This window comes from Pseudomonas sp. GM49, assembly GCF_000282355.1.
Classification (GTDB): domain Bacteria; phylum Pseudomonadota; class Gammaproteobacteria; order Pseudomonadales; family Pseudomonadaceae; genus Aquipseudomonas.
The window spans coordinates 1-9533 of sequence record NZ_AKJL01000252.1; the positions used below are offsets into that span (position 1 = coordinate 1).

Below are 9533 nucleotides of genomic sequence, written 5' to 3' on the forward strand. Positions count from 1 at the left end.
TGGCTGCGCGGGCCGCTGCCACTTTCGGCAGCAGGGCGGGTCAGGGCGGCGAGCTGGGCACGATTGGGGCGCTCGGCTCTCTTTAATGCGTCATGTAATTGTTCAGTTCTCACAGGTTTCACCAGATAGCCTACGGCGCTGGCCTGTAAGGCTTCCACGGCAAATTCATCGGGCCCGGCGCAGAACACCACGGCGGGCGGAGTTTCGCGTTCGCATAACCGCGCAGCCACTTGCAGGCCATCGAGGCCGGGCATGCGGATATCAAGCAGCACGATATCCGGTTTGTGACTGTCGATCAGTGCCAACGCCTCTTCGCCATTCGTGGCACTAGGCTCCAGGACACTGTATCCCTCGAGTTCGCCAACCATTCGGCTCAGGCGCTCGCGGGCCAAGGGTTCGTCATCAACGATCAGGACATTCATATTGCGCTGGATTCCTGCGTGAGTCTCGCACAAGGATAGCGTAGACAGGTGAAGTGACGTCCGTCACCGCGATCCACGCTAAGACTAGCCCGAGCGTCAAAAAGTGCCGTTGGTCCGGCGGCTAAATTTTCATCTGCCGGGCGATTGGCGGCCCAGGCCCGCATTGGCGACACATCGCCACAGGGTTTGCTGATACGCAATATGAACACCCCTCTTCTTATAGTAGCCAGCCTCCGCACCGAGAAGTGCGCTGATCCTACTGTCCAACTGTAGACGGTTGCCGGAACGTTATTGCTCAATTGAAAAATATCGTTGCGCTAATGCAGGAGCGAGCTCGCTCGCGATGAACCTGGCGTCGACGCGTTTATCCAGGAAGTACGCGTTATCGTTAACGCCCATCGCGAGCAAGCTCGCTCCTACACAAAAAAACGTGTCGACCAGCGTCAGCGACAGGATTGGCAACCCTGTTATTATCCGCGCCAGCGTTCCACGCCTTCTTACTTCAAGCCGATACGAGCGAATTCATGAGCACTGACAAGACCAATCAGTCCTGGGGCGGCCGCTTCAGTGAACCCGTCGACGCCTTCGTCGCCCGCTTCACCGCCTCCGTCACCTTCGACCAGCGCCTGTATCGCCACGACATCATGGGCTCGATCGCCCACGCCACCATGCTGGCCAAGGTCGGCGTGCTGACCGATGCCGAGCGCGACAGCATCATCGATGGCCTGAACACCATCCAGGGTGAAATCGAGGCCGGCCAGTTCGACTGGCGCATCGACCTCGAAGACGTCCACATGAACATCGAGGCACGGCTGACCGACCGCATCGGTGTGACCGGTAAAAAACTGCACACCGGCCGCAGCCGTAACGACCAGGTCGCCACCGACATCCGTCTGTGGCTGCGTGATGAGATCGACCTGATCCTGGCCGAAATCACCCGCTTGCAAAAAGGCCTGCTGGAGCAGGCCGAGCGCGAAGCCGCCAGCATCATGCCGGGTTTCACCCACCTGCAGACTGCACAGCCGGTGACGTTCGGGCACCACATGCTGGCCTGGTTCGAAATGCTCAGCCGCGACTACGAACGCCTGGTCGACTGCCGCAAGCGCACCAATCGCATGCCACTGGGCAGCGCGGCGCTGGCCGGCACCACCTACCCGATCGATCGTGAGTACACCGCCCAATTGCTGGGTTTCGACGCGGTTGGCGGCAATTCGCTGGATAACGTCTCCGATCGCGATTTCGCCATCGAATTCTGCTCAGCCGCCAGCATTGCGATGATGCACCTGTCGCGCTTCTCCGAAGAGCTGGTGCTGTGGACCAGCGCGCAGTTCCAGTTCATCGATCTGCCTGACCGTTTCTGCACCGGCAGCTCGATCATGCCGCAAAAGAAAAACCCGGACGTGCCGGAGCTCGTGCGCGGCAAGACCGGTCGCGTATTCGGCGCGCTGATGGGCCTGTTGACCCTGATGAAAGGCCAGCCTCTGGCCTACAACAAGGACAACCAGGAAGACAAGGAACCCCTGTTCGACGCCGCCGACACCTTGCGCGACTCGCTACGGGCCTTTGCCGACATGGTTCCGGCGATCAAGCCAAAGCACGCGATGATGCGCGAAGCGGCACTGCGCGGCTTCTCCACCGCCACCGACCTGGCCGACTACCTGGTACGTCGCGGCCTGCCATTCCGTGATTGCCACGAAATCGTTGGCCATGCCGTGAAGTACGGCGTAGACAGCGGCAAGGACCTGGCGGAAATGAGCCTGGAAGAACTGCGCAAGTTCAGCGACCAGATCGACCAGGACGTGTTCGCCGTGCTGACTCTGGAAGGCTCGGTCAATGCCCGCAACCACATCGGCGGCACCGCGCCGGCGCAGGTGAAGGCCGCTGTAGCGCGCGGTCAGGCATTGCTCGCCAGCCGCTAAAAGCATCGTCGGATCGCCGCCCGGAGCAAGCTCGCTCCCACAGGGTTTGATGTGTGAACCCAATCCAATGTGGGAGCGAGCCTGCTCGCGATGACCTGCTTCCAAACGCTACAAAATTTACTTCTTCGACGCGACCATCGCCAAGAACGCCGGCATCGCGGCCTCCCGGTCCGCCGCCACACGCTGTACATTCGGATTACCCCCCAAAAACTCCAGCAGCGCCTTGGCCTTCGGCATCTCGGCCAACAGATCAATGCCAAACAACTTCTTGGCGACCCCACACGCCAGCGGCACGCTGAACAGGAAATACAGATCCGCCACGCTCAAGCTGTCGCCAGCCACGTAAGGGCTGAATTTGCCGTGCCGGCCCAGCGCAGCCATCCCCAGCAACAATTCGGTTTTGGTTTTTTCCTTGATCGCGTCCGGCAGGGTCATGCCGAAAAAAGCTTCGGGATAGCAGGCCCGGCCAGGCAATTCGATGTACAGCTCGATTTCCCTGGCCAGTGCCAGCACCTGCGCGCGCTCGAACGGATCGCTCGGCAGTAAAGGCGTGCCTTTCTGGCTCTGCTCGATGTATTCGAGGATCACGCTGGTTTCATTGATGAAGCCCTGCTCTACCTGCAGCACAGGGACCTTTCCGCGAGGGCTGATGGCCAGTGCTTCGGGGGCAGTGCCACCGTAAAATGGCACCTCTTCGAAAGGCAGTCCTTTTTCCAGCAGCGCCAGTTTGACCATGTTGTAGTAGTTACTGACGGAGAATCCATAAAGCTTGATCATCACAAAGCCTCCAGGCCATGCGGGGTGGGCAGTGCCTGTTTATAGAACGCTCGAGGGTTTCTTGCCAGCAGCATCACGCCACTGAATACGGTTAAACTGGCCACCTTTCCCTGAGGAGCCTGCCATGAGCGAGCTGAACGATATCGACAACGACGAAGAAGAGTTCGCCGAAAGTACCCTGATCCAGGCCATCGAAAACCAGATCGAAAGCGACAATCCGCCAGCGGCCAAGGCGACGTTCAACAAGCTGACGCTGGTGGGTTACGAGCGGGAAGAAATCCTCAACCTGATGGCTCACGTTTTGGCGGTAGAAATCGACGCAATCCTCGAAGAAGACCGCGCGTTCAACACCGAATGGTACGAAGCTGCGCTACGCGCATTGCCCGAGTTGCCACCAGAAAAGCAGTAGGCCTGCGCCTTCCCTGTAGGAGCGAGCTTGCTCGCGATGGACTCAAGAGCGCCGCGTTTAGTCAGTAAACATGCGGCATCGTTAACGACCATCGCGAGCAATCGAGCGTCGACCGGCTGCTCCTACAAAGGAAAAAAACCCTGTCGCCAGCACTGGACATGCCGGACAAGCGGGTTCACCTTAGGGGCGCTGTCGTCCAATTCCTAGAAAGTCTGGAGTCCTTATGTCGCTTACCCCTGAGCTGGTTGCCGAACTGGAAGTCCTCGCACTCTTCAACCTGGACAGTTCCCAGGAAGGTTTGAAAATTCATCAGACCGCTGCCCCGAAACACATTGCCGCCGCCAAACGCCTCTTTGAAAAAGAACTGACCGACCAGCCTGATGGCGGTTACCTGACCAGCCTGGGTCGTGATGCCGCGCAAAATGTGCAAAGCGTGCTGACTATTCTTAACGCCGAAGTAACAGCCTGAATTCTGCCGCATCGCCCACGGAGACCCCGATCCAGGGATTTCCGCGGGCACACCCCCCCTGACTTCTGTCTCCACCGATAGAAATCTGACGCCAGAAAAACAAATCCGCTTAAAAGTCCTCGCCTCAAGGCGCTAAACTGCCCCTCATCCGAAGAGCCCCACGTCCGTGCCCTGCGAGCCGGTTTGAGCTGACATGACCCGCACCCATGAAATCCGCCCTGATCTGGACGAGGGAATCGACCGCAAGGTTCTCAGCCAGCTGCGCGCACGTTTTCTGAAGCTCAACGAAGGACGCATGGCTCGCGCCATGGAAGGGTTGTCGACCCGCCAGCAAGGGGTCCTGACCTTGCTGCCGCTGTTTTTCCACGTTAATCATCCGCTGTTGCCCGGCTACGTTTCCGGCAGCACGCCAGCCGGGCTGTCGAATTTCGAGCCGGATGCCAATGTCCTCGCTGAAGCCCAGCGCCTGACTCGCTCGTTTTCTTACAAACCACGCCACGGCAGCAACCCGCCCCGGCCAATTCACGGACTGTTCCTGATGGGCAGCCTCGGCACCCTGGCGCAGGCTGACCAGAGCGATATGGATGTGTGGGTCTGCCATGGACCCGACCTGACCGAGAACGAACTCGCCGAGCTGCGCAAAAAATGCCAGTTGCTGGAAACCTGGGCCGCCAGCCAGGGCGCCGAGGCGCATTTTTTCCTGATCGACCCGACCCGTTTCGTCCGAGGCGAGCGCGATACCCAGCTGAGCTCGGAAGATTGCGGCACCACCCAGCACTACCTGTTGCTGGACGAGTTTTACCGCACCGCGATCTGGCTGGCCGGGCGGACACCGATCTGGTGGCTGGTGCCGGTCTACGAAGAATCGAACTACGACCGCTACACCCATACCTTGATCTCCAAACGCTTCATCCGTGCCAATGAAACCCTCGACCTCGGCAACCTGGCCTACATCCCGCCCGGCGAATTTATCGGCGCAGGGCTCTGGCAGTTGTTCAAGGGCATCGAGTCGCCCTACAAGTCGGTACTCAAGCTGTTGCTGACCGAGGTATATGCCAGTGAACACCCCAGGGTCCATTGCCTGAGCCTGCGCTTCAAGCAAGCGGTGTTCGCCAACCGGCTCGACCTCGACGAGCTGGATCCGTACGTCGTGGTGTACCGGCGCATCGAGGAATACCTGATCGCCCGCAACGAACCGGAACGGTTGGAACTGGTGCGTCGCGCGTTGTACCTGAAGGTCAATCGCAAACTCACCGGCAACAGCCGCACCCAGAGCTGGCAGCGCTCTTTGCTTGAGCGCCTGGCCCATGAATGGCACTGGAACCAGCGCCAACTGGCCCTGCTCGACAGCCGCAGCCAGTGGAAAGTCCGCCAGGTCAGCTCCGAACGGCGGGCCCTGGTCAACGAGCTGAACTACAGCTACCGCTTCCTCACCCAGTTTGCCCGTCACGAACAAACCGTCAGCCGCATCAACAAGCGCGATCTGAGCGTCTTGGGCCGTCGACTGTACGCCGCGTTCGAGCGCAAGGCCGGCAAAGTCGAGTTCATCAACCCCGGTATCGCCCCGGACCTGGCGGAAGACACCCTGACGCTGGTGTACGCACCAAACAAGAAAGAACCGGGGCAAGGCCAGTGGGGCTTGTACAACGGCAGCCTGACGGCGCTGGAGTGGGAGCATTTCGCGCCGATCAAACGCAGCCGTCACTTGCTCGAGCTGTTGACCTGGTGCCACCGCAATGGCGTGATCGACAGCAGTACCCGCCTGGCCTTGCACCCCGGCAGCAGCGACTTGAGCGAATTCGAACTGTTCAACCTGCTCGGCAGCCTGCAACAGACCATCGCCCTGCCCCTGCCCACCGTCGCCGAAGAACCTCTGCTGCGCGCCAGCGTACCGAGTGAAGTGCTGATGCTGGTGAATGTCGGCATCGATCCGCTCAAGCATCATCGCGACCTGAACATCCTGATGACCACCGAACGCACCGATTCCCTGAGCTACGCCGGCGTCCGGGAAAATCTGGTGCTGACCCTGGACCAGGTCACGCTCAATAGCTGGAACGAAGTGCTGGTCGGCCGCTACGACGGCCCCCATGCCCTGCTCGACTGCATCCGCGACTACCTCAACAACCTGCCGGCCGGGCCACAACAGCCGAAGCTGAGGGTGCGTTGCTTCTGCCATAACCGTGCGCAGTTCATTGCCCAACGGGTCGAGGAAATCCTCGATACCGCGCAGAACCTGCTGCTGAGCCAGCTCAATCATCGCTACCTGATCCAGGTCCAGCAGCACTACCACGTGCTGGAGTTGGTGCCGGGCCAGGTCCAGCACATCGCGCTGACTACTCTGCCGGCGTTGATCGATTACCTGGGCGAGGAAATGGCGAGCTACAGCCCGCTTCACCTGGACCCGAAGGCACTGGAAGAGCACGACCTTGCGCTGTTCCTGCCGACGGGCCAGCCGGATTGCATTCAAGTGTTCTACCGGGTCAACGAAGATCAGGCCGATCTGTACGTGCTCGATGAGTTCAATGCCCTGTGGCAGCAACGCCTGCCCTGGCACGATGAGCAAAGCCTGCTGGTGCCGCTGCAGCGTTTCCTGCAATCGATCCAGTACCGTCGCGATGCCTTGTTGCCGATGGACGCGGCCCACCCGCTGAACATCGACACCCTGTATTGCCAGTTGCTGCCGTCAGGCCCTGGCCGGGCGCGCCGTATCGAAGCCCGGCCAGCACCGCAGACGCCAGTGAACAAACCGTTCTACGACGTGCAGGCGATCGTCGGCAAAGCCGCACCGGGTCAGGTGCAGGTCTCGCTGTATTGCAATCAAAAGGAGTTTTCCGAGCTGGAGCATGGCGACCAACTGTTCAGTGTGGTCGCCCGGGAAATCGTCGGGCAGCGCCGGGAAACCGAACGCTACCGCTGCTACATCACCGATCTCGACCTGTCAGGCCTGCTCGGCGAAGGACAGAGTTCCACCCATCTGTACCTGCGCTACAAAGCTGACCTTGAGCACGCATTGAACGAGGCGCTCGGTCAGGTCTGAGGGGATGTCACTCCGGGAAGTCGCCGCCATTGGCCGGCTGCGATTCGACTTCCAGCAACGTCAGCTTCAGGGTCTTGCCGCCCGGAGCCGGCCAATCGATATGCTGGCCAACCTTCAGGCCGAGCAGCGCACTGCCCACCGGCGCCAGGATCGAGACCTTGCCTTCGTCGGCATTCGCATCCTTGGGGTACACCAGGGTCAGGTGGTAGTCCTTGCCACTGCCTTCTTCGCGGCAATGCACACGGGAATTCATGGTCACGACATCGGCGGGCACTTCATCGTGGCCAACTACGGTATCGGCGCGATCCAGTTCGGTTTGCAACGCGATAACGCCCGGCAGCGTGTCGTCCAGGCTGTCGATCAGACGCTCCAGACGCTGGACGTCCAGACGGGTAAGGGTGATAGAAGGTGCGGTCATGATCAGGGCAGACTCCTTTCTTCTGCACGAAAAAAGCAAAACCCCGCCAGAAAAAGGCGGGGTTTTCACAAGCCTCGATGGGTTGAGGCATATCTGGACACTATCACAGCTCAAAAAATATACAAGCTGGTGGGGGTGAGGGACCCGATGGAGGGGAGAAATGTGAGTCGAGCAATTAGATAGCCTGTGGGAGCGAGCTTGCTCGCGATAGCGGAGTGCCAGTCACCAACGATTTGAAGGTGCTGGCATCATCGCGAGCAAGCTCGCTCCCACAGATTGGGCGTCAGGCGCCGGATTTGCGCTGGGCAGCCTCGGCGCAAATCACCCGTCGGCGCTCATCATCGGCCGAGCGCCATTCGCGGATGTCTTCGACATGACGGAAGCAGCCCAGGCAGACTTTTTGCTCGTCCAGCCGACACACACCGCTGCACGGCGATGGCACCGCCGGGCTGACATTGCTGTAGAGCGGCTTGGGCGGACGGACAGGCGCAGGCTGGGTCACGATCTCACAGGCCTTCGAAATCGAGATCGACGTCAGCCTGTTGTTTGACGATACGCTCGAGCATTTCACCCAACTGCTCTTCGCTCTTGTCACACATCCAGCGCTCGCTTTCTTCGTCATAGTCGAAGTGGAAGCCCCCGGACACCGCGGCCAGCCACAGCTGACGCAGCGGCTCCTGGCGACTGAAGATCAGTTGGCTGCCGTTCTCGAATTTGACGGTCAGCACACCGGCCGAGCTTTCGAGGTCGATGTCCAGATCGCTGTCGTCAAAGATGTCCTCCAGAGTTTGCTGGGTGGCATCGACCAGGTCGTGGAAACGCGCTTCGGACAAACTCATTACGGCAACCTCAAAAAGTGTCTGATCAGGCTCAAGCGCCGCAAGATACGACCGAGCCCCGTCGAATGCAAAGGATAATGACCCGTTGCCCTACCTGTGGGAGCGAGCTTGCTCGCGATGCGGCCTCACATTCAACATTAATGCGCCTGTTATGGCCTCATCGCGGGCAAGCCCGCTCCCACAGGGTTCGATGTGCTTGCGGCCAAGCCCCGCCGGACGGGAGCCCCGCTGCATAGGCAAGCTGCCGGGTGGCCGGTATACTCCGGCGCAATTAATGCATTTTCAAGGATTTCGCCATGAAGCGCCTGATCTCTTCCCTTGCTGCGCTCCTCGCGGTCGCCTGCCTTGTGTCGGCCTGCGGTCAAAAAGGCCCGCTCTATCTGCCTGATGAAGACCAGGACCCTGCCGAGCAGGCCAAGTCTTCGCAACAGCAGCCTGCCTCGAAAGCACACAAGCACGACGTCTACCAATAAGGGAACCTCATGGACGCTTTTAACTACCGTGACGGTGAACTGTTCGCGGAAGGTGTTGCCCTGTCTGCCATCGCCGAGCGCTTTGGTACACCGACCTACGTTTACTCCCGTGCACACATCGAAGCCCAATACCTGGCTTACGCCGATGCGCTGGCCGGCATGCCGCACCTGGTCTGCTTCGCGGTCAAGGCCAACTCCAACCTGGGCGTACTGAATGTCCTGGCGCGTCTGGGCGCCGGTTTCGACATCGTCTCCCGTGGCGAACTGGAACGCGTACTGGCCGCTGGCGGCAGCGCCGACAAGATCGTGTTCTCCGGCGTCGGCAAGACCCGTGACGACATGCGTCGCGCCCTGGAAGTCGGCGTGCACTGCTTCAACGTCGAGTCCACCGACGAGCTGGAACGCCTGCAAGTAGTCGCCGCCGAACTGGGCGTTCGCGCGCCGATTTCGCTGCGCGTGAACCCGGACGTCGATGCCGGCACTCACCCGTACATTTCCACCGGTCTCAAAGAGAACAAGTTCGGCATCGCCATTGCCGACGCCGAAGACGTGTACGTGCGTGCCGCGCAATTGCCGAACCTGGAAGTGGTCGGCGTCGATTGCCACATCGGATCGCAACTGACCACCCTGCCACCGTTCATCGATGCCCTCGACCGCCTGCTGGGCCTGGTCGACCGCCTCGGCGATTGCGGTATTTACCTGCGCCACATCGATCTCGGTGGTGGCTTGGGAGTGCGTTATCGCGATGAAGAGCCGCCATTGGCTGGGGG

Annotated in this window: 11 protein-coding genes; 6 read left to right on the forward strand and 5 right to left on the reverse strand. The window is 60.2% G+C overall.

Annotated features, from left to right (window positions below):
• A partial coding sequence (locus PMI29_RS07650; protein ID WP_008001476.1) for a LytR/AlgR family response regulator transcription factor occupies positions 1-422 on the reverse strand: 422 nt, incomplete at its 3' end.
• A gap of 524 nt (positions 423-946) precedes the next feature.
• On the opposite strand from PMI29_RS07650, the gene argH reads away from it, so the two are divergent.
• Complete coding sequence (argH, locus tag PMI29_RS07645) at positions 947-2341, forward strand: argininosuccinate lyase (protein ID WP_008001478.1); 1395 nt, start codon at positions 947-949, stop codon at positions 2339-2341.
• 117 nt (positions 2342-2458) lie between these two features.
• Here argH and PMI29_RS07640 read toward each other — a convergent pair whose 3' ends face one another.
• Positions 2459-3118 carry a glutathione S-transferase family protein gene (locus PMI29_RS07640; RefSeq protein WP_008001480.1) on the reverse strand — a complete coding sequence of 220 codons (660 nt, stop codon included), beginning with the start codon at positions 3116-3118 and terminating at the stop codon, positions 2459-2461.
• A gap of 124 nt (positions 3119-3242) precedes the next feature.
• Between PMI29_RS07640 and PMI29_RS07635 the strand changes: the two genes are divergently transcribed.
• From PMI29_RS07635 to PMI29_RS07625, 3 genes are all read left to right on the forward strand, one after another.
• Positions 3243-3527, forward strand: a complete 285-nt coding sequence (locus PMI29_RS07635) for a hypothetical protein (protein ID WP_007992234.1) — start codon at positions 3243-3245, stop codon at positions 3525-3527.
• A 223-nt stretch (positions 3528-3750) separates the two neighbouring features.
• A complete protein-coding gene (locus PMI29_RS07630) occupies positions 3751-3996 on the forward strand; it encodes a TIGR02647 family protein (protein WP_007980796.1) in 246 nt (81 codons plus the stop codon).
• A gap of 193 nt (positions 3997-4189) precedes the next feature.
• Positions 4190-7033, forward strand: a complete 2844-nt coding sequence (locus tag PMI29_RS07625) for a class I adenylate cyclase (RefSeq protein WP_008001482.1) — start codon at positions 4190-4192, stop codon at positions 7031-7033.
• 7 nt (positions 7034-7040) lie between these two features.
• Here PMI29_RS07625 and rnk read toward each other — a convergent pair whose 3' ends face one another.
• From rnk to cyaY, 3 genes are all read right to left on the reverse strand, one after another.
• On the reverse strand, positions 7041-7451 hold the full coding sequence (gene rnk, locus PMI29_RS07620; RefSeq protein WP_008001484.1) for a nucleoside diphosphate kinase regulator: 411 nt from the start codon (positions 7449-7451) through the stop codon (positions 7041-7043).
• A gap of 283 nt (positions 7452-7734) precedes the next feature.
• The gene (locus tag PMI29_RS07615; RefSeq protein WP_008001488.1) at positions 7735-7953 is read right to left on the reverse strand and encodes a DUF1289 domain-containing protein; all 219 of its coding nucleotides are present in this window, start codon (positions 7951-7953) and stop codon (positions 7735-7737) included.
• A 4-nt stretch (positions 7954-7957) separates the two neighbouring features.
• Entirely contained in the window at positions 7958-8290 is a 333-nt protein-coding gene (cyaY, locus tag PMI29_RS07610; protein ID WP_008001489.1) for an iron donor protein CyaY, read from the reverse strand.
• Positions 8291-8586: 296 nt separating this feature from the next.
• Between cyaY and lptM the strand changes: the two genes are divergently transcribed.
• The gene (gene lptM, locus PMI29_RS31405) at positions 8587-8763 is read left to right on the forward strand and encodes an LPS translocon maturation chaperone LptM (RefSeq protein ID WP_007992225.1); all 177 of its coding nucleotides are present in this window, start codon (positions 8587-8589) and stop codon (positions 8761-8763) included.
• A gap of 9 nt (positions 8764-8772) precedes the next feature.
• Positions 8773-9533, forward strand: a 761-nt coding sequence (lysA, locus tag PMI29_RS07600) for a diaminopimelate decarboxylase (RefSeq protein ID WP_008001491.1), incomplete at its 3' end; no start/stop codon positions are given.

Bases quoted from the DNA above. Each gene is read 5' to 3' on its own strand.
- argH (WP_008001478.1), top strand. From the start codon at position 947: ATGAGCACTGACAAGACCAATCAGTCCTGGGGCGGCCGCTTCAGTGAA.
- PMI29_RS07640 (WP_008001480.1), bottom strand. From the start codon at position 3,118: ATGATCAAGCTTTATGGATTCTCCGTCAGTAACTACTACAACATGGTC.
- PMI29_RS07635 (WP_007992234.1), top strand. From the start codon at position 3,243: ATGAGCGAGCTGAACGATATCGACAACGACGAAGAAGAGTTCGCCGAA.
- PMI29_RS07630 (WP_007980796.1), top strand. From the start codon at position 3,751: ATGTCGCTTACCCCTGAGCTGGTTGCCGAACTGGAAGTCCTCGCACTC.
- PMI29_RS07625 (WP_008001482.1), top strand. From the start codon at position 4,190: ATGACCCGCACCCATGAAATCCGCCCTGATCTGGACGAGGGAATCGAC.
- rnk (WP_008001484.1), bottom strand. From the start codon at position 7,451: ATGACCGCACCTTCTATCACCCTTACCCGTCTGGACGTCCAGCGTCTG.
- cyaY (WP_008001489.1), bottom strand. From the start codon at position 8,290: ATGAGTTTGTCCGAAGCGCGTTTCCACGACCTGGTCGATGCCACCCAG.
- lptM (WP_007992225.1), top strand. From the start codon at position 8,587: ATGAAGCGCCTGATCTCTTCCCTTGCTGCGCTCCTCGCGGTCGCCTGC.